This is a genomic window from Streptomyces gilvosporeus (assembly GCF_002082195.1).
GTDB classification, from domain to species: domain Bacteria; phylum Actinomycetota; class Actinomycetes; order Streptomycetales; family Streptomycetaceae; genus Streptomyces; species Streptomyces gilvosporeus.
In genome coordinates, this window is sequence record NZ_CP020569.1 from 1,160,860 (window position 1) to 1,182,369 (window position 21,510).

At 70.3% G+C, this 21,510-nt stretch carries 18 protein-coding genes; 7 read left to right on the plus strand and 11 right to left on the minus strand.

What is annotated here, in order from left to right; translation table 11 throughout:
* Positions 1-111: 111 nt before the first annotated feature.
* Entirely contained in the window at positions 112-1,308 is a 1,197-nt protein-coding gene (locus B1H19_RS05090) for a cytochrome P450 (protein WP_083103424.1), read from the plus strand.
* 303 nt (positions 1,309-1,611) lie between these two features.
* Here the strand turns inward: B1H19_RS05090 and B1H19_RS05095 are convergent, their stop codons facing one another.
* Complete coding sequence (locus B1H19_RS05095) at positions 1,612-2,112, minus strand: GNAT family N-acetyltransferase (RefSeq protein WP_083103425.1); 501 nt, start codon at positions 2,110-2,112, stop codon at positions 1,612-1,614.
* Positions 2,113-2,331: 219 nt separating this feature from the next.
* Here B1H19_RS05095 and B1H19_RS38555 point away from each other — a divergent pair, with 219 nt between their 5' ends.
* Positions 2,332-2,754, plus strand: a complete 423-nt coding sequence (locus B1H19_RS38555) for a hypothetical protein (protein ID WP_159027993.1) — start codon at positions 2,332-2,334, stop codon at positions 2,752-2,754.
* Between the two features lie 95 nt (positions 2,755-2,849).
* Here B1H19_RS38555 and B1H19_RS05100 read toward each other — a convergent pair whose 3' ends face one another.
* From B1H19_RS05100 to B1H19_RS05110, 3 genes are all read right to left on the minus strand, one after another.
* Positions 2,850-3,644: a class II aldolase/adducin family protein gene (locus tag B1H19_RS05100; RefSeq protein WP_083103426.1), complete on the minus strand. Its 795-nt coding sequence runs from the start codon at positions 3,642-3,644 to the stop codon at positions 2,850-2,852.
* Positions 3,641-4,621 carry a C-terminal binding protein gene (locus B1H19_RS05105; protein WP_083103427.1) on the minus strand — a complete coding sequence of 327 codons (981 nt, stop codon included), beginning with the start codon at positions 4,619-4,621 and terminating at the stop codon, positions 3,641-3,643. Before B1H19_RS05105 ends, B1H19_RS05100 begins: the two co-directional genes overlap by 4 nt.
* A 63-nt stretch (positions 4,622-4,684) precedes the next feature.
* Complete coding sequence (locus tag B1H19_RS05110) at positions 4,685-6,154, minus strand: sodium:solute symporter family protein (RefSeq protein WP_083103428.1); 1,470 nt, start codon at positions 6,152-6,154, stop codon at positions 4,685-4,687.
* A gap of 334 nt (positions 6,155-6,488) precedes the next feature.
* On the opposite strand from B1H19_RS05110, the gene B1H19_RS05115 reads away from it, so the two are divergent.
* Positions 6,489-8,096 (plus strand): PucR family transcriptional regulator, encoded by a 1,608-nt coding sequence (locus tag B1H19_RS05115; protein ID WP_083103429.1) that lies wholly within the window; start codon positions 6,489-6,491, stop codon positions 8,094-8,096.
* 83 nt (positions 8,097-8,179) lie between these two features.
* Here B1H19_RS05115 and B1H19_RS05120 read toward each other — a convergent pair whose 3' ends face one another.
* Positions 8,180-8,824: a LysE family translocator gene (locus B1H19_RS05120; protein ID WP_083103430.1), complete on the minus strand. Its 645-nt coding sequence runs from the start codon at positions 8,822-8,824 to the stop codon at positions 8,180-8,182.
* A 279-nt stretch (positions 8,825-9,103) separates the two neighbouring features.
* Here B1H19_RS05120 and B1H19_RS05125 point away from each other — a divergent pair, with 279 nt between their 5' ends.
* Both B1H19_RS05125 and B1H19_RS05130 read left to right on the plus strand, forming a co-directional pair.
* Positions 9,104-10,075, plus strand: coding sequence for a GlxA family transcriptional regulator (locus tag B1H19_RS05125; RefSeq protein WP_083103431.1), 972 nt, complete (start codon positions 9,104-9,106; stop codon positions 10,073-10,075).
* Positions 10,072-10,674: a DJ-1/PfpI family protein gene (locus B1H19_RS05130; protein WP_083103432.1), complete on the plus strand. Its 603-nt coding sequence runs from the start codon at positions 10,072-10,074 to the stop codon at positions 10,672-10,674. Before B1H19_RS05125 ends, B1H19_RS05130 begins: the two co-directional genes overlap by 4 nt.
* Before the next feature lie 100 nt (positions 10,675-10,774).
* Here B1H19_RS05130 and B1H19_RS05135 read toward each other — a convergent pair whose 3' ends face one another.
* The 6 genes from B1H19_RS05135 to B1H19_RS05160 all read right to left on the minus strand — a co-directional run bounded on the left by B1H19_RS05135 (position 10,775) and on the right by B1H19_RS05160 (position 18,557).
* On the minus strand, positions 10,775-11,197 hold the full coding sequence (locus B1H19_RS05135) for an SH3 domain-containing protein (protein WP_083103433.1): 423 nt from the start codon (positions 11,195-11,197) through the stop codon (positions 10,775-10,777).
* Between the two features lie 269 nt (positions 11,198-11,466).
* Positions 11,467-12,297, minus strand: a complete 831-nt coding sequence (locus B1H19_RS05140; protein WP_083103434.1) for a helix-turn-helix domain-containing protein — start codon at positions 12,295-12,297, stop codon at positions 11,467-11,469.
* 234 nt (positions 12,298-12,531) lie between these two features.
* Positions 12,532-13,908 (minus strand): MFS transporter, encoded by a 1,377-nt coding sequence (locus B1H19_RS05145; RefSeq protein WP_083103435.1) that lies wholly within the window; start codon positions 13,906-13,908, stop codon positions 12,532-12,534.
* Positions 13,905-15,170, minus strand: a complete 1,266-nt coding sequence (locus B1H19_RS05150; protein ID WP_083103436.1) for a type III PLP-dependent enzyme — start codon at positions 15,168-15,170, stop codon at positions 13,905-13,907. The genes B1H19_RS05145 and B1H19_RS05150 overlap by 4 nt, the downstream gene beginning before the upstream one ends.
* Positions 15,167-16,873, minus strand: coding sequence for an IucA/IucC family protein (locus B1H19_RS05155; RefSeq protein WP_083103437.1), 1,707 nt, complete (start codon positions 16,871-16,873; stop codon positions 15,167-15,169). Before B1H19_RS05155 ends, B1H19_RS05150 begins: the two co-directional genes overlap by 4 nt.
* Before the next feature lie 55 nt (positions 16,874-16,928).
* Positions 16,929-18,557 (minus strand): IucA/IucC family protein, encoded by a 1,629-nt coding sequence (locus B1H19_RS05160; RefSeq protein WP_083103438.1) that lies wholly within the window; start codon positions 18,555-18,557, stop codon positions 16,929-16,931.
* Between the two features lie 648 nt (positions 18,558-19,205).
* On the opposite strand from B1H19_RS05160, the gene B1H19_RS05165 reads away from it, so the two are divergent.
* Both B1H19_RS05165 and B1H19_RS05170 read left to right on the plus strand, forming a co-directional pair.
* Positions 19,206-19,967 (plus strand): response regulator transcription factor, encoded by a 762-nt coding sequence (locus B1H19_RS05165; protein ID WP_083103439.1) that lies wholly within the window; start codon positions 19,206-19,208, stop codon positions 19,965-19,967.
* Complete coding sequence (locus tag B1H19_RS05170) at positions 19,964-21,451, plus strand: sensor histidine kinase (protein ID WP_083103440.1); 1,488 nt, start codon at positions 19,964-19,966, stop codon at positions 21,449-21,451. Before B1H19_RS05165 ends, B1H19_RS05170 begins: the two co-directional genes overlap by 4 nt.
* Positions 21,452-21,510: the final 59 nt, after the last annotated feature.

Here is a 21,510-nt window from a genome sequence, read left to right on the forward strand (position 1 = left end):
CACGACCGCCGCCACGGCGGGCCATATGTAGGGTTTTCCCGGTCCCGACGTGGCTAGCGTCCCCCTTACCCGTCACCTCACGAAGCACATGTACATGTAAGGGGCCTCCCCATGACCTGCCCTGCCTCCCACGACCTGCCCCGCCTCAACCTCGAACCGCCCAAGATGCTGGAGCTGAGCCCGCTGCTGCGCGCCTTGCAGGACCGGGGGCCGATCCACCGGGTGCGCACACCCGCCGGGGACGACGCGTGGCTGGTGACCCGCCACGCAGAGCTCAAGCAGCTGCTGCACGACGAGCGCATCGGCCGCACGCACCCCGACCCGGCCTCCGCCGCGCAGTACGTCCGCAGTCCCTTCCTGGACCTGCTGATCAGCGACGCCGACGCCGAGACCGGGCGTCGGCAGCACGCCGAGACCCGCCGCCTGCTCACACCGTTGTTCTCGGCCCGGCGGGTGCGGGAGATGCAGCCGAAGGTGGAGGAGGTCGCGGACACCCTGCTGGACGCGTTCATCGCCCAGGGGCCGCCCGGCGACCTGCACGGCGAGCTCTCCGTGCCGTTCGCCCTCACGGTCCTCTGCGAGGTCATCGGAGTGCCGCCGCAGCGCCGTACGGAGCTGACCAGACTGCTGTCCGGCATCGCCAAGCTGGACGACCGCGAGAGCGCCATGCGGGCACAGGGCGACCTGTTCGCGTACGTGGAAGGGCTGGTCGAGCACAAGCGGGCCGAGCCCGGCCCCGACATCATCTCCCGGCTGAACGACGGCGAGCTGCCCGAGGACCGCGTGGCACACCTGGCCATGGGGCTGCTGTTCGCCGGGCTGGACAGCGTCGCGAGCATCATGGACAACGGCGTGGTGCTGCTGGCCGCCCACCCCGCCCAGCGCGCGGCAGCGCTGGCCGACCCCGACGTGATGACCCGTGCCGTGGAGGAGGTGCTGCGGACCGCCCGGGCCGGCGGGTCGGTCCTGCCGCCGCGCTACGCCAGCGAAGACATGGAATTCGGCGGGGTGACGATACGGTCCGGTGACCTGGTCCTGTTCGACCTCGGCCTGCCCAACTTCGACGAGCGGGCGTTCACCGGGCCGGAGGAATTCGACGCCACCAGGACCCCCAATCCGCATCTGACCTTCGGCCACGGCATCTGGCACTGCATCGGCGCCCCCCTCGCACGCCTGGAACTCACGACGATGTTCACCAAGCTGTTCACCCGCCTCCCGGAGCTGCGCCCGGAACTTCCGGTGGAGCAACTCCGCCTGAAGGAGGGCCAGTTGTCGGGCGGCTTCGCCGAGCTCCGGATCACCTGGTAGGGCCGCCCGGGGTCCGTGCGGGGCTGCGGACCGTTTCGTCGGCGCCGCACGCCCTGGCCAGCAGTGGCAGGAGTTGCTGACCCGTCGCCGGTTCAGCCAGGTGTGCACCTACCGCGTCGCGGTGCGCCCGGCGAAGAAGAGCTACACGATGACGGATGTGGTCCGCACCGTCGAGTACCAGGCGGGCCTGGGCGGAGTGCGGCTGGGGGCGTCGGTGCGCGGCCCTCGGTGGGCTCGGGGGCCTCGCCGCGCTGATCACCCTCGCGATCGTCACATGGCTCTGACGGCCGACAAAACCGCGGACTATCCCTGAAGTACCAAGTCGCGCCGATACCAGTTGCCCGGCTTGCCGCCGACGTCGGCCGAGTCGGCTGGGCCGACCGGGACGAACCCGGCTTTGGTCAGCACCTTCCGGGACGCGACATTCGCGTGGGCGGCGGCCGCCCGCAGTGTGCACAACCCGTGCCGCGACGCCGCCAACCGGCACAACTCCCGAACGGTCGCGGTCGCCACACCACGGCCGGCGACGTGCTGCGCGACCCGGTAGCCAAGTTCCGCAGCGCGATCCTCGATATCGACCAGGTTGAATCTGCCCAGTATCGAACCGTCCTCGTCGACGAGCACGTGGAAAGCGCAGATACAGGCGTCCTGCTCGGCCAGCAAGGCGTCGAACCGGTCGGCGAACCGGTCGAAGAAGTCGTCGCCGCGGTCGGAAACCGAGGCGGCGAAGTACGCACGGTTCGCCAGCTCGAAGGCCAGGACCGCCGGGGCATGACCAGCATGCAGCTGCTTCAGCTCGGGCACTGCCCCACCCTACCCAGACGGTGCACCGAGGCGACCCGAGTTCCCCGCCATCGGCAGACAGCCTCACCACCAAGGCACTCAACGATCTACGGTCAGAGCACCATCTTTAATTGACCGGTCGACAATTGACGACTCATCCATCTCGGCGCGCGCACCACACCCACCCGCGCAATAATTGACATAGTAGCCCGGGTGCACCGCAGGAGGGATACGGCAACCATGGACGCCAGCAGCATAGTTCTCGTCGTCTTCGTCGGATTGGCGATCCTCGCAATTGGTGCCACGCTCTTCATGTTGGCGCGCACCAAGGATGAATGCACAGAGAAAGTCCGCTCCATCACTGGACTCCTGGCCGTTCTGATCAGCGTGGGAGCCATATCGATTTCCGCGATCGTCGGGATTCACGAGTCGCGAAACAGTAACTTCGCCCCGCTCCTTACCAGTGCATTCACCGCCGTGACGGCAGTGACCACGGCGTATTTCGGAATAAAAGCGGTCACGAACACCGCAGCGGCTGCGATGAGCGGGAAGCGGGACGGGGCAAACGGTGATGCGAAATCAACAGACGGCGAGAAATCAACCGAGCCTCAGAAAGAGGGGGAAGGGGGACCGGTAGGAACGGAAGGCGGAGTGGCTGAGTAGCCGGGGCAACGACATCCGGGACACGACGCGCCCCGCCCGCCGGCCGGGGATCGGCACAGGGGGGCAGTGCGCGCCGCCAGACAGCTCCGCGCCGCTCAGTCCTGGTAATCGGGGGCGATGCGCCCGACGAGCCGGAGCAGTGCCGACCGGGCGAGGTCGTACGCCTTGTCGTCCTGGAGGTCGGAGCTGTCGTCCTCGCCGGAGAGTTGGCGTGCGGTGAGTTCGCAGACGTCAGGGTGGGGCGTGATGAGCTGTGCGCCGCCGGCCACGGCCGTGGTCTGGATCTCGCACGCCTTGTCCAGGTAGTACATGCGCAGGAACGCTTGGGCGGGGGTCTCGCCCACGGTCAGCAGGCCGTGGTTGCGCAGGATCATCGCCGGGTGGTCGGCGAGGTCGGCGACGAGTCGTTGCTGTTCGGCGAGGTTGAGGGCGACGCCTTCGTAGTCGTGGTAACCGAGCCTGCCGTAGAACTCCATGGAGATCTGGTTGAGCGGGAGCAGACCGTGCTCCTGGGCCGCGACGGCGCAGCCGGCCTTGGTGTGGGTGTGCAGGACACAGTGGGCGTCGGGCCGGGCGGCGTGGACGGCACTGTGGATGACGAAGCCGGCGGGGTTGACGGGATGGGGAGTGTCCTCGACCGGGCGGCCGGTGAGGTCGATCTTGACGAGGTTCGATGCGGTGATCTCCTCGAACAGCAGGCCGTAGGGGTTGATCAGGAAGTGGTTCTCCGGGCCGGGGAGCCGGGCGGAGATATGCGTGAAGATCAGGTCCGTCATCCGGAAGTGCGCCACCAGGCGGTAGACGGCGGCGAGTTCGCGGCGCAGACGCAGTTCCTCGGCGGCCGTGGCGGCCTGGTCGGCGTGGTCGGCGTGGTGCGTCGAAGCGTTCAATGGGTGTTTCCTTCGGTGGCGGGGGTGACGACGGGGGTGAGCGGGCGCCCGGTGCGGTGCCAGGCGATGACGTTCTCGGCCGGGCGTTCCACATAGGCGCGCCGCGAGGCGTCGGAGAGGAACGCGCTGTGCGGGGAGAGCAGCACGCCGGGGTGGGTGCGTACGGGGTCGTCCGGAGCGGGGGGTTCGACGGGGAGGACGTCCAGGGCCGCTCCGGCGAGGTGACCGCCGTCCAGGGCCTCCAGGACCGCGGCGGGGTCGACCAGTTCGCCGCGCGCGACGTTGACCAGGAAGCTTCCGGCGGGCATGCGCTCAAGTTGGGCGCGGCCTATGAGCCCGCGGGTGGCGTCGTTGAGCGGGGCGTGCAGGGACAGCACATCGCTGCCGGCCAGTAGGGCGTCCAGGTCCATGCGCCGGACGGCGGCGGGCCAGCGCTCGGGTGGGCACAGCGGGTCGTACGCCGTGACGCGGCCGAAGATCGGTGCGGCCAACTCGGCGAGCCGGGAGGCGATACGGCCCATGCCCACCAGCCCGAGCGTCAACTCGCTGGTCCGGCGGGGCAGCCGGGGCAGATCGGTGGTCCAGCCGCCGCGGCGCACCACGGCGTCGGCCTGCGGAAGGTCGCGGACCAGCGACAGGGCCGAGGCGAGCGCGTGGACGGCGACCTCCTCGGTCGCGGCGTCGGGCAGGTTGCACACCCACAGACCGCGGGCGCGTGCCGCATCGGTGTCGACCATGTCGTAACCGGCCGAGAGGGTGGCCAGGATGCGGACGTGCGGGAGCCGGTCGAGGAGGTCGGCGTCCACCCGTGCGTACCCGACCAGGAGGGCGACGGCGTCCGAGGCCGCTCGGACGATGGCGTCCGGATCTGCGCTGTCGGCGATCCGTACGTCGAAGCCCGCCCGGTCCAGCAGCGCCACCCCGGGTGCCGGGTCGAGGTCGTCGAGGTCGGTGAAAACGGCCAGCGGCCGGGTCATACGGGCTCCTTCTGGGGACGGGCTTCGAGGTGTGGACGGCGACGGAGGGTGAGGGGCGTGGTGTCAGGCGGCGGCGAGCTCGGCGGTGGGGGTCGGCTCCCCCGCCAGCCGCCGGCGCCACGCCTCGATGACCGCTTCCTCGGTCGGCCTGGTCATGAGGCTGACGGCCACGTAGGCGACGAAGCTGGCGAGCAGGCCGTAGTAGATCGGTTCGTTGGCGAGGAGGCCGTGGGTCACCATCAGGGTGATCACCGTGGCGCCGCCCGCGATCATCGACGCCAGGGCTCCTTGGAGGTTTCCGCGCTTCCAGACCAGGCCGCCGAGGATGGCCACCAGCAGGCCGCCGACCAGCAGGTTGTACGCAACGGTGAGGGCGGCGAGCACATCACCCAGCAGGCAGGCGACGACCATGGACAGCACACCGAGGATCGCGATGGCGAGCCGGTTTTCGCGGACCTCGTCGCGCTCGTCCTGGTCGGCGGCAAGCTCGGTGGTGGGGCGGATGCGGCGGCGCAGCCGGGCCCAGACGTCGTTGCTGGCCACGGTCGCGGAGGCGATCAGGGCACCGCTGGCGGTGGACATCATCGCGGACAGGGCGGCGGCCAGGACCAGGCCCTTGACCCCGACGGGCAGGGCACGCTCGACGATGGTCGCGAACGCCTGGTCGGGGCTGGCCAGGTGCGGATAGAGCACCTTGGTGGCCATCCCGATGAGGGCTCCGGCCAGGGCGTAGAAGAGGCAGTAGACGCCGGCGACGGTGCCGCCCCAGGCGGCGACCTTGTCGCTGCGGGCGGTGAAGACCCGCTGCCAGATGTCCTGCCCGATCAGCATGCCGAAGGTGTAGATCAGCACATAGGTGAAGATCGTCTGCCCGCCGATGGAGGTCGGCGAGAGGAAGCCGTGCGGCAGCCGGTCGGCCATGGCGGAGAAGCCGCCCGCCTTGACCACCGCGACGGGCAGGAGCAGGACGAGCACGCCCACGCTCTTGATCACGAACTGCACCATGTCGGTGAGCGTGATGGACCACATGCCACCGAGCACCGAGTAGCCCACGACGATGGTGCCGCCGAAGACGATCGCGGCCCAGCGCGGTACGTCGAACAGCACGTCGAAGACGCTGGCATAGGCGATGGTGGAGGTGACGACCAGCATGAGGGTGTAGATCCACATCACGACGCCGGAGATCACGCTGGCGGTGCCGCCATAGCGCAGGGAGAGCATCTCAGCGACGGTGTAGACGCGCAGCCGGGCGATCCGGGCGGAGAAGAAGACGCTCAGGGCCAACAGCCCGAGTCCGATGGCGAAGACCATGGCGGCGCCGGAGACACCGTAGGTGTAGCCGAGGCGGACGCCGCCGATCGTGGAGGCGCCGCCGAGGACGATGGCGGCCATGGTGCCGGTGTACATGAGCGGACCGAGCCGCCGTCCGGCGACCAGGAAGCCGCTCTTGGACGCGGCACGCTTCTTGCCCCACCAACCCACGCCGACGATGCCCAACAAGTAACCGATCATGACGAGGTAGTCGACGGCCATCAGGTCCTCCGATTCGCTACGGCCCGCAGGTGGTGCGCCGGGCCGCCGAGTGGCTGCTGTTGAGGGGAGACAGCTGCTGCGCGCCGGGCACGGAAGGGGCGGCACGCGGCAGTGCTGAGGAAGAACGTGGGAGGTGGCGAGTGCGGCGCCGCCAGGGCCGGGGTGGTGCCCTGTGGGTGCAGCGCCGCCAGGGCCGAGGAGTGCCCTGTTGTCCATGTGACCGTATCGGCCGTTCGCACTGGCGCTGAAGTGCTGGATTTATCCAATATGGATCCATGCATGGGATGGATCCGACACTCCAGCAGGGGTTTCCGGGCTGGGAGGATCTCCCCTCATGACCGAGACCGAGACCGTTCAGCCGTCCGTCCCCCTCAGCGTGCTGCTCGCCCACCCCGGACTGGGCCTGAGCCAGGTCGCCGGGCCGGCCGAGGACCGCCGCATCGGCACGGTCGGCACCACCGAGATCGAGGACCCCACGCCCTATCTCGTCGGCGGCGAACTCTTCCTCACCGCGGGAGTCCGTCTCCCACCGGACGCGGAGGGCATCGACACCTACGTGGCACGCGTCGTCGCCGCCGGAGTGGCTGCGCTCGGATTCGGCGTCGCCCCCGTGCACCAGGAGATTCCGCACGAGCTCGTCGCCGCCTGCGACCGCCACGGACTGCCGCTGCTGCGACTGCCGCCGGACACCCCGTTCGTCGCCGTCGGCCAAGCCGCCTACGCCGCGATCGCCGAGGCCCGCAACCGCGATCTGAGAGAGATCTCCGACGCACAGTCGGCGCTCACTACCGCCGCCGCCCGCCCTGATGCGCTGCAAGCCGTCCTCCAGCAGCTCAACACCCGCACCGGAGCATGGACGGCCCTTTTCGACGCCCAGGGCAACGAACTGTTCAGCGCGGGCCCCCGGCCCGCGTCCCCCACACCGCGACTCCTGCGCGACCTCGCCAAACGGACCACCGCCCGCTCCACCCGCGACCATGTGAAAGGCAGACCCCCACCGCCGGCGGCGGCAGCCCACCACGTCGAGGGCGTCCATCTGACGGTCCACACCCTGCCCCGTGCGGACAGCACCGGTACCCCGCTGATCCTCGGTCAGGCCGGCACCGCACCCCCGACCATGGTCCACCGCCAGATGACCGGCATGGCGACGGTCCTGCTTTCCCTGCTGACCAGCCCCCGCCACGCCCTCAGTACCGAGACCCGCAGCGTCGGCGCACTCGTACGGCTCATGCTCGGCGCCTCCCCGGCCGAGGTCGCGACCGCACTCGCGCCCAGCGACGATTCGACGGGCGACCACTGGATCGTCGTCCACGGCCGCCACCTGCACATGCCCTCACGGCCCGGTCCCACAAGCCGACCCGACGAAGACCCGGCCCAACTCGCCGCCCTGGCCACCGCACTCGGCACCCCGTACGTGCACATCGACGGCGCTCACCTGCTGGCGCTGATCCCCGGCACACCGGAAACCACGCCAAGTGCCCCCGCGCTGGCCGCCGTTCTCGGGTGGACCCTCGGCTTCAGCGCACCCGTCGCGGCGGCCGACCTGCCCCGCGCCGACTCTCAGGCGGAACGGGCCCTACAGCGCGCAATCGCCACCCGGACACCGGCCGTCATCCACCGCGACGAGGCGCTCACCCTCAACGCCCTCGTCTCCCCCGCCGCCGCCCGAGAGCTCGCCCGCACCCGCTTCGCCCCGCTGGCTCGCGCAGGCGCGCCAGGCGCATCCGCCCTCCTCGACACCTTGCGAACCTGGCTGAGCCTCCACGGCAGTTGGGACCGCACCGCCGCGGCCCTACAGGTCCATCGCAACACCGTGCGCCACCGCCTCGCACGGGTCGCGGAACTCCTCGGCGTCGACCTCCAGGACCCTGGTGTCCGCATGGAACTCTGGTTCGCGCTGCACTGGTTGCCCGACGAGCAGACGGATGAGGGTCAGGCTTAGCCCGTGAGGATCAACGGCGTCACCTCAGCCGACGGGGCCGAAGAGCGAGGCAGCTGGTGCCCGGTGCCCATGGGGCCGGCCGCTCAGTCGGCGCGCCCCGTAACCGCCACCGTCACGCCCAGGCCGATCATGGCGCAGCCGCCCGCACCACCGACCATCGAGAGCCGACGGTCCGAGCGGGCGAACCACGAGCGAGCCGCCGAAGCGCCCAGGCCCCACAGGGTGTCAGTGATCATGCCGATGGTGACCGGGACCAGGCCCAACACCATCATCTGGAGGGGGACATGCCGGGCGGTGTGGTCCACGAACTGCGGCAGCACCGCAGCAAAGAACACGATCCCCTTGGGGTTGGTGGCGCCCACGAGAATTCCGTCCAGGATCGTGCGCAGATCGCCGCGCCGCTCACCCGCCGGTGCCGCCATGTCGGCCACGCGCATCTCCCTGCGGTGCCGGAACGCCTGCACACCGAGGTAGACGAGATACGCCGCGCCGGCCATCTTCACGCCCATGAACACCGCCGCCGAGGTCTCCACCAGCGCACCGAGTCCCCATGCGACAGCGATCACCAGGACGTACGAACCGATGAGGTTGCCGAGCACCGTCGCGAGGGCCGTGCGGCGGCCGTGCGCGAGGGCCCTGCCGATCACGAACAGCACACTGGGCCCCGGGATCACGATCACCAGCAGCGACATTGCCGCGAACGCGAGAACCCGCTCCGTGGACACCATCCGCCCGCCACCTCCTGGAACACCGGCCGAAGGGTCATACAAACAGATTCCGGATCTCCGGCTCCAGATTCGTCCACATGCCGATATCCGGGATCGCGCACGGCGGGCAGCGGGCAGCGGGCGGCAGGGGAAACCGGGGACTGTTCGCCGACAGCCCTTCCCGAACTTCCAGCGCCAGCAGGTCACTAGGCCGCCGGGGCTGGCCTCACAGCTGGTGATGGCGCGAATCGTGGGATGCCCGTCGTTGACGCCATCACCCGAGGTCAGCAGGCTGAAGACATGCAACAGCGTCGCATCGTCTTCGTGATCTTCGACGGCTTCCAGTCGCTGGATCTGGTCGGCCCGCACGAGGTGTTCCAGTACGCGGGGACGCTTTCAGGCGGTTACGACTGCCAGGTCCTGGCGCCCACCGCCGGCCTGGTCCAGTCGACCAGCGGTCTGCCCGTACAGGCCGGACACGGTGTGGCCGATCTCGACCCGCGCGGAATCGACACCCTGGTGGCGGTGGGCGGCGACAGCGTCGACCAAGCGGCGCAGGACGGCGCGCTGACCGGGTGGATCGCCGCGGCCGGGGCGTCCGCCCGCCGCGTCGCCTCGGTGTGCAGCGGGGTGTTCCTGCTGGCGGCCGCCGGTCTCGTCGAGGGCCGCCGGGTCACCACGCACTGGTCCCGTGCAGGGCAACTCGCCCGGCAGCATCCGGAGCTGCGGGTGGACTGCGACCCGATCTTCATCAGGGACGGGCGGGTGTGGACCTCGGCCGGTGTGACCGCCGGCATGGACCTCGCACTCGCCCTGGTGGAGGACGACCTGGGCCGGGACATCGCCCATGCCGTCGCGCAGGAACTGGTGCTCTACCTGCGCCGGCCCGGCGGCCAGTCGCAGTTCAGCGTGCCGCTGTGGTCGCGCCAGCCGTCCAGTGACCCGATCCGGGCCACGGTGTCGGCGATCCACACGGATCCCGGAGCCCGGCACGGCATCGCCGATCTGGCCGCGCACGCGGGCCTGAGCCCCCGTCACCTACAGCGCCGGTTCACCGCCGAACTCGGCACGCCGCCGGCGGCGTACGTGGAGAGGGTGCGCGTGGAGGCCGCACGCCGGGCCCTGGTCGAAGGCGAGGATCCCATCGAGGTCATCGCCCACCGGTACGGCTTCGGTACCGCGGAGACGCTGCGGCGCGCTTTCCACCGTCAGGTCGGCATCGCGCCGTCCGAGTACCGGGACAGATTCCGATCCATCAAGGAGTACGCATGACGACCTATGGGCTGTTGTTGTTCGACGGGGCCGAGGAACTGGACTTCGTCGGTCCCTGGGAGGTGTTCACCTCCTCCGCCATGATCCGGGAGCAGGAGGACACCGCCGTGCTGATCGCCGAGCGACGGGACCCCGTCCGATGCAACAAGGGCATGCGGGTGCTGCCCGACCACACCTTCGACGACCACCCGCCGCTCGACGTGCTGCTGGTGCCCGGCGGGAACGGTACCCGCACCGAGGTGACCAACCCCGTCCTGATCGAGTGGATCCGCAAGGCCTCCGCCCAGGTCGCCTGGACCACCAGCGTCTGCACCGGGGCGCTGCTGCACGAGGCGGGCGCGGCCCGCGGCCGCCGGGTGGCCACGCACCACGCCTTCGAGGACATCCTTCAGGCACGCGGGAACATCACCGTGGTCCGCGACGCACGCTATGTGGTCGACGGCGAACTGGTCACCAGCCAGGGCGTGTCCGCCGGTATCGACATGGCACTCTGGCTGGTCGGTCGGCTGCACGGCCGCGATCACGCCCGTGCCGTGCGCCGTTACATCCAGTACGACCCCGCTCCGCCCTACCTCACCGACGAGCCGATGGCCCGCTGAGAATCGGGCCGCACGGAGAAGGATCCCGCCGGGCAGGGCCGGGCTCCGCTCCGGGGCTGCTCCGTGGGGAGAAACGTCTCCGCGGAGCAGCCCCGCGGGGTCACTGTTCGGGAACGGCGCTGACGACGCGCACGTACCGGGCGGAGACGTAGCCCGTGCGGCCGGCGAGCTTGTACCAGTGACGGTTGCCGCAGATCCAGGTTCCGTGCTTCTTGTAGGCGGCGTACACCACCGCGCCGCGGTGCAGCGAACCGATCACCGTGAATCCGATGCCGGGCCCGGAGCGGACGTTGAGGGGCGCGATGCGCGTGACGACGCGGCCCCGGGTGCCTCCGATGGCGCTGTGGGACATCGTCGTGTGCCGGATGTGCCGGACGTGCCGGACGTGCCGGGCGTGGTGCACACGCGCGGCATGCCGGGTGGGCGGCTGGGACGGATTGCCGACCGCCACCGCCGAGGCGGGGAGGAGAGCGACCGTGGCGACCGCGGCGACGACGGCGTGCCGCATGGTGCGAAAGATCATGAGTGCTCCTGAGGTTGAGTGCTTCGTGTGCTGCCGCCGCGGTTCTCGGGCCGCCTGCGACGCGGGGATCCGGTCCTTCAGGCACGTTCACCGGATGTGCCCCTGCGCCTCGGAACGTTTCCGGCGTCAGGTACGAAAATGCATTTCCCCGAAGCTCTGGGATGAAATGGGATGTCCCGGTCGTCTGCCTGGAGTTGCCATGGCGGACGTTTCCGGACCGGGGACGGGGAACGGGCGGGCTCGCCCGGATGTCGCAGTCCCGCTCCGCCTCAGTCGGCCGTTCCCGCGCCACGCACCGGACGTTCGTCGGAAGGGGCGGGAGTCACCCTGGACCCGTCCTCGCTCGTGCATGCCAGCTTCCCTGCCACCACCGCACAGGCTTCCCCCGGCCAGCCACCCGACGGTGCCAGCATCGGGCTGCTGGTGCCGTTCGGTTCACCATTCGGGTAGGCCGTGAGGTGTTCTTCCGGGCCCGCCTGGATCGAAACCTCTCGTACGCCACTGCTCGCGTGCGGGGACACTTCGGCCCAGAACGCGGCGCAGGCCGGGCTGTATCGCAGCCGTACGACGTACCCGTCGACGGTCACGGCGCTCTCGGTGCGGGCGTCCCCGGTGCACCCGGAGGGGTCTGCGAACCGCCCTTGGCAGGATTCTTCCCGGCACGACGGGGTCGCGCCCCGCCCCGAGTTGCCGGAGGCGGTTATGGCCCGTACGGCAAGGGCGGCAGCCCCGAGGATCGCAAAGGCGGCCGCAAGCACGAACGCCGTACGACGGAAGCGGTACCGGGGCTCGGGCTCCGTCGGCCGGGCGGGCGGCGCGACCGGGTTCTGGGGGCGGCTCCAGGCGTGCTGCGCAACACCCCACAACGTGAGCAGACGCGAGGCGTCCGCGCCCGCCAGCCGCCCCAGCGCCTCGACCGCCTGCCGCGGCGGGAACTTGTCGCCGTTGAGATACCGGTGCCAGGTGGACTTGCTGTAAGCGGTGCGCGCGGCCAGCTCGACCAGGGTGAGGCCGGTCTGCTCCTTGAGTGTGCGCAGCCGTTCCACCAGGAGTCGTGTGTCGTCGTCGAGTGGTGCGGGCAACGGCCGCCAACGCGCCATTCCGGTCCCCTCCTTATCCCTGCCTCGCGGGCGGCACCTGGGGCGGCGGCGCTGCGACCAGGCAATCCCACTTCGTCCCAGATGCGCTGAGATAGGTACCCATGGGGGAATAAATGGACACGCTCCGTGCGGAATCGAATGCGTATCGCGTTCGCGCGTGCCATGGACGGGTACGGACGGGTGCGGACGGGTGCGGTCCGGCGTTCCACCGCCGCACGCCCGGCAGGGCCGTGCTCAGGAAGTCGACTGATGGGTCGGCCCCTTGCCGGAGAGCGCCGGCCCGGGGGTGTCGGTGAGGGGTGCATCGGCCGGCGCGACCGGCTTCCTGCTCCGAGCCAGCCGTCGGGTGCGCGCGGTGACCAGTGCGGGGAGGGCGAGCGCGGAGGCCGCCGAGACGATACCGGCGAGGATCAGGGTGGAGCGGGCGCCGAGGGTGTCGGACACCAGGCCGACGAGGGGGGCGCCGATTGGCGTTCCGCCGAAGAGGACGAGGAAGTAGACGGACATGACGCGGCCGCGCAGACCTGGGTCGGCGTGCAGCTGGGTCAGGGAGTTGGCGGTCGTGGTCACGGTGACCGCGGCGAAACCGGTCGGGATCAGCAGGGCCAGGAACGTGCCGTAGCCGGGCATCAGGCCCAGCACGGCTTCCAGCACCCCGAAGACCATCGTGGCCGTGATCAGGCGTGGTGCGGTGGGGAGCTGTCCGCGGCCGGCGCCGCGGAGCGCGCCGATGAGGCTGCCGGTGGCGTAGGCGGCCGAGAGGTAGCCGAAGGCGACGGCGCCGGAGTGGAAGACCGTGATCGCCATGAGGGAGGTGGTGACCTGGAAGTTGAGGCCGAAGGTGCCGACGACTCCGATGAGCGTGATGGGCAGAAGCAGGTCCGGGGTGGATCTGATGTGGCGGAAGGCGTCGCGGAGTCGTGTCCCGCCGTGCCGGGGCGGGCCCGGGCTGCTCAGTTCGGCAGGACGGATGGTGAGCAGCCCGTACAGGACGGCCAGATACGACGCGGCGTTGAGGAGGAACACCGGGCCGGTGCCGGCGGCGGCGACCGTCAGGCCGGCGATGGCCGGGCCGAGGGTACGGGCGATGTTGAACTGGGCGGAGTTCAGGCCGACCGCGGCGGGCACCCGCTCGCGGGCGACCAGTTCGGAGATGAAGGCGTTGCGGGCGGGAGTGTCCATGGCGGTGGCGGTACCGAGAGCGAACGCCAGGGCATACACGGCGGGCAGGTTCACCGCCTCGGTCACGGTCAGGACGCCGAGCAGCAGCGATTGCACCGCCATGGCCGTCTGCGTGATCAGCAGCAGCCGGCGCTTGGGGAAGCGGTCGGCAAGGACGCCGCCGGTCAGGCCGAACAACGTCTGGGGCAGGAACTGCAATGCCGTCACGATGCCGACGGCGCTGCCGCTGTTGCCGGTGAGGTGGAGGACGAGCAGGTCCTGGGCGGCGCGCTGCATCCAGGTGCCGACGTTGGAGGTCAGCTGTCCGATCAGGTAGCGGCGGAAGTTCCGGACGGTGAGCGTGGCGAGCGCCGGACTCGGAGCCTCGCGACGACGACGTGCACGGGCACGGACGCGGACGTGGGCGTGGACGCGGCGGCAGAGGCTCATGACGCCGGGCGGACGGACATGCCGCCGACGGACGCCGTCGCCACGTCGGCCTTCTCCACCGCACCGGCCTGCTCCGTCACGTGGGCGGTCTCCGCTTCGTCGACGTGGTGGAAGGTCGGATGGGGGTGCATGAGGAACTGATGGTGGGAGATGTTCCAGGCGTAGGCGCCCGCCATGGCGAACGCGACCCGGTCTCCGGCGCGCAACCGTTCCACCGTGACCCCGCGGGCCAGGACGTCCTTGGGCGTGCACAGTTGCCCGACCAGCGTCACCGCTTCGTCATACGCCTCGGGACGGTCCCAGGGGTGGAACCAGACATCGTCCGGGATCACTTCGAAGGGCTGGTCGTGCTGCTTGGCGGCGGGCGTACGCAGATGGTGCGTGCCGCCGCGCAGGACGGCGAACGGCTGGCCGTGACTGCGTTTGACGTCCAGGACCTGGGTGACGTACCAGCCGCAGTAGGCGGTGAGCGAGCGGCCGGGCTCGATCCGCAGCGTGAGCTCGGGATGACGGGCCAGGGCGGCGCGCAGGCCGGCGCCGAAGGCCGGCCAGTCGAAGACCTGCTGGGGCCGGGCGTAGTCGACGCCCATCCCACCACCGATGTTGATCTCGGTCAGGCCGAGAACCCGGGTGTCGGCCCAGTCGTCCGCCCAGGCCAGGACCTCGTTGGCCAGGGCGAGTTGGGCGCGAGCGTCCAGTCCGCTGGCCAGGTGGACGTGGAGGCCGCGCAGCCGGATGCGCCGGTCGGCGGCGATGACCGCCAGGCACTGGTCCAGCTGTGTGGGATCCAGTCCGAAGGGGCTGGGCTGCCCGCCCATGGCGAGAGCGACCGGACCGAGGGTGACCGGCAGGTTGACGCGCAGCAGGATGTCGATGGTGCGGTTGCCCAGTACGGTGGTGAGGAGGCGCAGTTCGTGTGCGCTTTCGACGTGCAGGCGGTGTACGCCCGCGTTCAGCGCCTGGGCCAGCTCGGCCGGTGTTTTGCCGGGGCCGCCGAAGGCGATCGGCGTGTCGGGGAAGAGCCTGCGGACGTGGCGCAGTTCGCCGCCGGAGGCCACTTCGAAGCCGTCGACGTGCCCGGCCAGTGTGTGCAGCAACCGGGGATCGGAGTTCGCCTTGGCCGCGTACAGCAGCTCGACGCGATCGGGAAGGGCCGCCCGGATCGCGCGGACGTGCTCGCGCAGGCTCGGCAGGTCATAGACGTAGGCGGGCAGATCGTCGTCGGTCATCTGGCGGACGTGGTGGAGCAGTGCGGGCCTCATGGGGTCACCTCGCGGGGGAAGTCCTCGCCGAGCGGGCTGGGCAGGGGGACGTAACCGGCATGCCGGTCGGCCTGGCGGGCCCAGCGCAGCAGGAGGTTGGCTTTGGCGGGCAGCGGTACGCCGGACAGCAGGGCGCGCAGCCGTGGCGGTTCGCCGGCGGTGCGGGCGTAGGCGGCGAGGTGGTCGCGGACCAGGCCCCACAGTGCGGGCTCCAGCGCAGGAGCGAGGTCGGCCAGGGCGCCGAGCAGTTCGGCGGTGTGGTTGACGAGAAGGCAGTAGGCGACCCGGTTCCAGCCGCGCTCGGCGTCGTAGGTGAGCGGCCCGCGGACGTCGTCGGGCAGGTCGGCGAGGGCGTGCCGGTGGTGGCCGGGCAGCACCTTGGTGCCCTCCAGATCGCGGAAGAGCATCTGCGCCGGGGTTCCGTCGGCGTGCACCCCGACGACGACGTTCTGGAGGTGGGGTTCGAGAACGATGCCGTGTTCGAAGTAGGCGGCCAGCACCGGTGGCAGCAGCAGCCGCAGGTAGGCGTCCCACCAGGCGAGGACATCGCCGTCGCCGCGGGCGAGCAGGTGGGATACGTGGGCGGCGCTGGTGGCGTACTCGTCCGCGATCGCGGCGGCGAGCAGGGGCGTCACCCCGGGGCGCAGATGGGGGCGCAGGCCGGAGCGCACGATCACCGCGAGGCCCTCCAGCAGTGCGGTGTCGCCGTCGGCATCCAGCGTGCGGTAACCCGGTTCGGCCAGCAGCGCACAGCGGGGGAAGCGGTCGGCGAGTGCGGTGAAGACGGGCTGGAGCAGCTGGTTGAGTGCGACGGCGCCGGGCAGTTCGTAACGGGCATGCTTGCGCACGCAGTTGGTGAGACGGACGTTCAGGCTGAACTTCAGGAAGGTGTCGGCGTCCGGCTGGTACAGCGTGCGCACCGAAGCGGTCGGCACCAGTTCCGGCCCGCGCACGCCGGTGTCGACCACCTCGCCTGCCGCCAGCGCCTCCCGCAGCCGGTCGTCGGCCTGCAACAACCGGTACTGCCAGGGGTGAACCGGCAGTGTCAGATAATCCGGGTCGGCCGACGGGCACAGCGCGTCCAGCCCGTCCAGGTCGCCCTCCTCGCGCACGAGATGACGGCGTACGGCCAGGTGCCGCAGGCGGAAGCGGGCGCCGGTCTCCGGTCCGTACGTCAGCCAGTCCTCCGGGTCTCCGGTGCGGGCCTTGGGCGTGGGGTGGAAGCGATGGCCGAAGACCAGGGACTGTTCCGAAGAGAGATAGGGGTCCGTCTGCCGGGGCCGGTGGGGGCGTTGTTCCAGGGAGGTGCGGATGGTCTCGCGGCTGTCGGCGACCTGCGCCAGGAATTCCTCGTTGGCGATGCCGGTGCGCAGTTCCAGTTCGTTCTGCACGGAGTCGGCCAGCTCCCGCCAGCCGACCGTCGCCCAGGCGCCGTCCTCGAACCGCTGCACCGGGCCGTGGAAGCGGTGGGCGCCGATCAGCGAGACCCGGCGCAGCCGGGCGCGCAGCAGGAGGTGACGGCGGGGCAGTCGGAGCAGTAAGTGGCCGTGGTCGATGGTTACTTGATGTTCGGGGGCGGATACCTCGCGGATCAGGCAGTTGAGCAAGGTGTGGGCGGTGACGGTGTCGGCGGTCTGCTCGGCACGGTCGGCGGGCAGTGTGGTGGGGGTGGCGGTGACGTCGTGTGTCGTGGAGGTGGTCATGCCGTAGCTCCCATGCGTACGAACTCGGTGCGTCAGCGGGTGAGTGGGTGAGCGGTCAGGCGTGGGAACGGGCGCGCGCCAGGGGGTTGGGGACGGGAGTCCACAGCGCCTTGCCCGGGTTGTCGGCCAGGCGCATGGCGATGGTCGCCTTCAGGGGAAGCGTGTCGGCGAAGAACGCGGCGGCGTCCCCGTCATCCGGAAGGTCGGCGTACACCCGTCGGCCGACGTCGGCCACCGCGGCCCACAATGCGCGGGGATCCGCCGCCCGGGTACGAGTGAGGACATCGACCAGTTCGCTGAAGACCCCGCTGAGCAGGCCGCCGAACAGCTTGGTGCGCAGCGCCTCCACATCGTCGCCGGCGCGGGTGCCGGCCAGGGGCGGCAGCGTGAATCCGCACCGGTCCAGCCTGCGCGGGCTGATCCGCACCCCGTCCAGGTCCCGGTACAGCACCCGCACCGGCCGCCCGTTCCGCAGCACGACGAGCGTGTTCTGGCCGTGGGCCTCCAGGGCCACCCCCATGGACAGCAGCGTCAGCGCGGGCGGCAGGACGAGCCCGGCGAAGTCCGCCAGCCAACGCACCGGATCGCCCGCCACCACGGCCGCTCCCGTGGCGTGTACCGCCGTGAGCGGGACGGCGATCTCCCCGGCGTCGAGGTGGCACTCGGCGGACTCCCTGATCATCGCGGCCAGGCTCGCGGACGCCTGCCCGCCCACGCGCACCGCGCCCCCGCCCAGCTCGCGCAGGACCCGCAGGCTGCCGCCGTAACCGGCCTTGTCGATGACCGCCGCGACCAGGTCCGACAGGAGTGGGCCGTCGGCGACCTCGGCGGGAGAGATGGTGCGCCGGTAGTTGGTGAGCTGCACATCGAGCGCCGTTTTGATGTGGCGGCCCGGGAGAACGTCCAGCGGCGCGAGGGTACGCAGCGACAGCAGCGGCCGGGCCGGGAGGGTGGATTGCGCCACGGCCAGTTCGGGGTGGTGGACGAGTACATGGTCCCGCTGCCACGGGTGTACGGGCACCAGGACCGTATCGCCGTCGCGCAGTTCCTGAGGCCATTGGCCGGAACCCTGCCAGCGTGCGGCCGGAACGGCGAGTAGGGCCAACTGCACGACGGGGTGGTGCTCGGGTGCGTAGGCGAGCACCTCGGCGACCGACATGCCGGTGCGGGTGCGGCAGCACGGATGTTGCGGATGGCCGTCGACCACCGCCTGTTCGGCGTCGGTCGAATCGGCGAGCGGGCCGATTCCCCTGGCGTTGGCGGCGCGGGCCAGGGCCAGGTTGACCACGCTGTTGTCGAGCTCGGCCGCCAGCCGCCGCGCGGCGGGGGTCCGCGGCCCCAGTTCCGCCAGCAGCTCCGTCGGTTCACCGACCGGCCCGTCGGGCCCGGTCACGGTGAAGTCCTCCGGCACCTGGGAGAACCGTCGCGAGCAGGAGTCGGCCGCGGAGAGCGGGCCGCCGTGTTGCAGCGAGACCACTAAGGTGTCCGCCTCCCGGCGCCGGCCGCTCACCCCGGGCAGGGGTTCTCGCGCGAACGCCCCCCAGAGTCGGCCGAGCACGGCTGCGCGGGCTCCCGGCAGTGCAGTCGTGAACGGTTCCACCAGATCCGGTCGCACACGGCGCAGTTCATCGATCGTGCGCAGTGCATCGGTCGTGCACACTTCGTCGCTCGTTGTCTGAGGCATCGTCACCCTCCGTTTTCGAAAAGGATGGGGAGACGGCACATGGGAAGGAGTTCGGCATGGCCATCCCAGGCATTCCAGGTGTTCCACGTATTCCAGGGCGATGTGGGGGACTTGTTCCGCTCGGAGCTCTTGTGGCCCGGTCTGTTCCTCGACACTACGGGACGGCGTTTAAGGGAATGGCAAGCGGACACACAGCGAGCACCTTGCGAATGAGCAGGCGGAGCCGATTCCTTTCCGGTTCCGGGCGACCTCGATGTGTAGTTGGCGCTGGTCATGACAGAGGTACTGGATCGAGTAATGCCGAATCCGACAGCGAATCCAGGAGCGGTTGCAGGCGATCGAGCGGGTCAATTCGTCGCGTCCCTGGCCGGAATTCGCTGAATCCTGGCCGGGCTTGCTCCTCAGCGGGCTCCGAGCCGGTCAACTACCCGACTCATTGCACCTTCGGGTCCTTAACTCTCCCTTACCGAATGCTGTCGCAGCGTTGGATGTTCTGGAAACCCGCATCCGGAGGTTGCGCCATTCGGCGGACATCCAAGCCACCGACAAGCCATGCACCGGTAGCACAGCACCCTGCGTACCTGGGAAAGATCAGTGACTCGGGGGAGGTTCCGTCGGTTGCGGCCTGACGTTTGCGAACCTGAAGGCATGCGCGTGCTGCTGATCGAAGACGACGACCGGGTGGCCGGACCGTTGATGGAAGGACTGGACCGCTTCGGGTTCACCGTGGAACACGCCCGCAACGGCGCCGACGGCCTGTCCGCACCGGAACCGGCGATGGTGTTGCTGGACCTCGGGCTGCCCGACATGGACGGCATAGACGTCTGCCGAGCCCTGCGCGCCCGGTCCCCGGTACCGATCATCATGATCACCGCCAGGGACGACGAGGTCGACCGGGTGCTCGGCCTGGAACTGGGCGCCGACGACTATCTGTCCAAGCCGTTCGGCGTACGGGAACTGGTGGCCCGGATCCGCGCCGTCACTCGCCGCACCCTGGCCGCACACCCGGCGTCGGGCGGTACGGAGGCGGGGGCCTCCCGCGGCCCGGCCGAGGCAGGGTCGACCGGTGCCCAGCGGATCGGACCGCTCACCATCGACCACCGCACCCGGCAAGTCCGTCTGCACCAATCGCCGATCGCCCTGGCCCCCAAGGAGTTCGACCTGCTCGTCTGCCTCGCCGAAGACCCCGGAGCCGTCTGCTCCCGCCAGCAGATCCTCGATACGGCCTGGGAACCCAACTACTTCGGCCCCACCAAGACCCTGGACGTCCATATCGCCGCGCTGCGCCGCAAACTCGGCGACTCCTCCTGGATCGAGAACATCCGCGGCATCGGCTTCCGCCTGGTCCCCCCGGCCGAGCGCGACGGCACCTCTCCCTCACCGCCTGGACCCGACGGAGGCACCCGGTGACCCGTCGCCTCGTGTTCAGCTACCTCAGCCTCATGCTGCTCGTCCTGCTCGCCCTGGAAGTGCCGTTCGGCTTCGTCTACGCGCGCGGCGAGCTGTCCCGCTTCTCCAACACGGCGGAACAGGGCGCGATGACGCTCGCCGACGTCTGCGAGGACAAGCTCGAACGGGGACTGGCAGCCGATCTGCCGGAGCTCGCCCGCAACTACAGCCGACGTACCGGCAGCCGCGTGATCGTCGCCGACCGCAACGGCATCGTCCGCACGGACACCGACAACGCCCCCGCCACCACCACCGTCGGCAAAGACCTGTCCGCCGAGCCCGACATGGCCACCGCACTGCACAATCGGCCCGCCATCGGGACCCGCGACACCCCGGCCTCGGACGGCGAGGCCCTGTTCGCCACCGTCCCCGGCAGCTCCGGCACCGACAACGCCGTCACCTGCGTCGTACGGACCCTCCACCCCCTCGGCGCACTCACCGAGAAGGTCCACACCACCTGGGCGGTACTCGCCGCCCTCGGACTGGGGGTACTGGCCATCGTCACCCTGATCGGCTTCGCGCTCGCCCGCTCGATCACCCGTCCCATCCGGGCGCTGGAACGCGCCACCGCACAACTCGCGGACGGCCGCCTCACCGATCCCCCGGCCACCGATCACGGACCGCCCGAACTCCGCCGACTGTCCGCCTCCTTCACCCGGACCGCGACCCGACTCCAGCACCTGCTCCGCGCCCAGCAGGCATTCGCCTCCGAGGCATCCCACCAGCTCAAAACCCCGCTGACGGCACTGCGCCTGCGCCTGGAGAACTTCGAGCCCCACCTCGCCCCCGGCGCACAGGGCAGCCTCGACGAAGCACTCGCGGAAGTGGAACGGCTCAGCCGTATGGTCCAGGGGCTGCTCGCCCTCGCCCGCCTGGAGAACTCCGCCATCACACCGGAGGCCACGGACCTCGACACCGTAGTCGCCGACCGCGCCGCCATCTGGACGGCCTTCGCCGGCGAACAAGGCGTCGACATCACCGTGACCGGGGCGAAAGCCGGTCATGTCTGGGCGGTCCCGGGCGCACTCGACGGCATCATCGACAACCTGCTCTCCAACGCGCTGCGCGCCTCTCCGCCGGGAACGGCCATCACCTTGACCACGGTCACCGCCGCCGGCGACGGCGGCCGCACACCGCCGATGGCCGAACTGCACGTCGTCGACGAGGGCCCCGGCATGACGGAAGCCGAACGGCGGCGCGCCTTCGACCGGTTCTGGCGCGCAGCCGACGCCCAACACGAGGGCACCGGCCTGGGCCTGCCCATGGTCCGGCAACTCACCCGCGCCTGCGGCGGCAAGGTCTCCCTCCACGCAGCCCCCGGCGGCGGCCTCGACGCCGTCGTCCGCCTCCGCCCCGCCCGACGGCACGCGCCCCCCACCGCTCGGCGGCCTTCACCGGACGTGCCTACTGCGCACGGTTCATCACAACAACGGCACCCAGGGTGAAACAGCACATGCAGTTCTGTTCACATGGGTATGGCCGCATACGGCGTCATTCCATTCAG

Coding starts and splice junctions, on each gene's coding strand:
- B1H19_RS05090 (WP_083103424.1), top strand. CDS start 112: ATGACCTGCCCTGCCTCCCACGACCTGCCCCGCCTCAACCTCGAACCG.
- B1H19_RS38555 (WP_159027993.1), top strand. CDS start 2,332: ATGGACGCCAGCAGCATAGTTCTCGTCGTCTTCGTCGGATTGGCGATC.
- B1H19_RS05105 (WP_083103427.1), bottom strand. CDS start 4,621: ATGACCCGGCCGCTGGCCGTTTTCACCGACCTCGACGACCTCGACCCG.
- B1H19_RS05110 (WP_083103428.1), bottom strand. CDS start 6,154: ATGGCCGTCGACTACCTCGTCATGATCGGTTACTTGTTGGGCATCGTC.
- B1H19_RS05115 (WP_083103429.1), top strand. CDS start 6,489: ATGACCGAGACCGAGACCGTTCAGCCGTCCGTCCCCCTCAGCGTGCTG.
- B1H19_RS05120 (WP_083103430.1), bottom strand. CDS start 8,824: ATGGTGTCCACGGAGCGGGTTCTCGCGTTCGCGGCAATGTCGCTGCTG.
- B1H19_RS05125 (WP_083103431.1), top strand. CDS start 9,104: ATGCAACAGCGTCGCATCGTCTTCGTGATCTTCGACGGCTTCCAGTCG.
- B1H19_RS05130 (WP_083103432.1), top strand. CDS start 10,072: ATGACGACCTATGGGCTGTTGTTGTTCGACGGGGCCGAGGAACTGGAC.
- B1H19_RS05135 (WP_083103433.1), bottom strand. CDS start 11,197: ATGATCTTTCGCACCATGCGGCACGCCGTCGTCGCCGCGGTCGCCACG.
- B1H19_RS05140 (WP_083103434.1), bottom strand. CDS start 12,297: ATGGCGCGTTGGCGGCCGTTGCCCGCACCACTCGACGACGACACACGA.
- B1H19_RS05145 (WP_083103435.1), bottom strand. CDS start 13,908: ATGAGCCTCTGCCGCCGCGTCCACGCCCACGTCCGCGTCCGTGCCCGT.
- B1H19_RS05150 (WP_083103436.1), bottom strand. CDS start 15,170: ATGAGGCCCGCACTGCTCCACCACGTCCGCCAGATGACCGACGACGAT.
- B1H19_RS05155 (WP_083103437.1), bottom strand. CDS start 16,873: ATGACCACCTCCACGACACACGACGTCACCGCCACCCCCACCACACTG.
- B1H19_RS05160 (WP_083103438.1), bottom strand. CDS start 18,557: ATGCCTCAGACAACGAGCGACGAAGTGTGCACGACCGATGCACTGCGC.
- B1H19_RS05165 (WP_083103439.1), top strand. CDS start 19,206: ATGCGCGTGCTGCTGATCGAAGACGACGACCGGGTGGCCGGACCGTTG.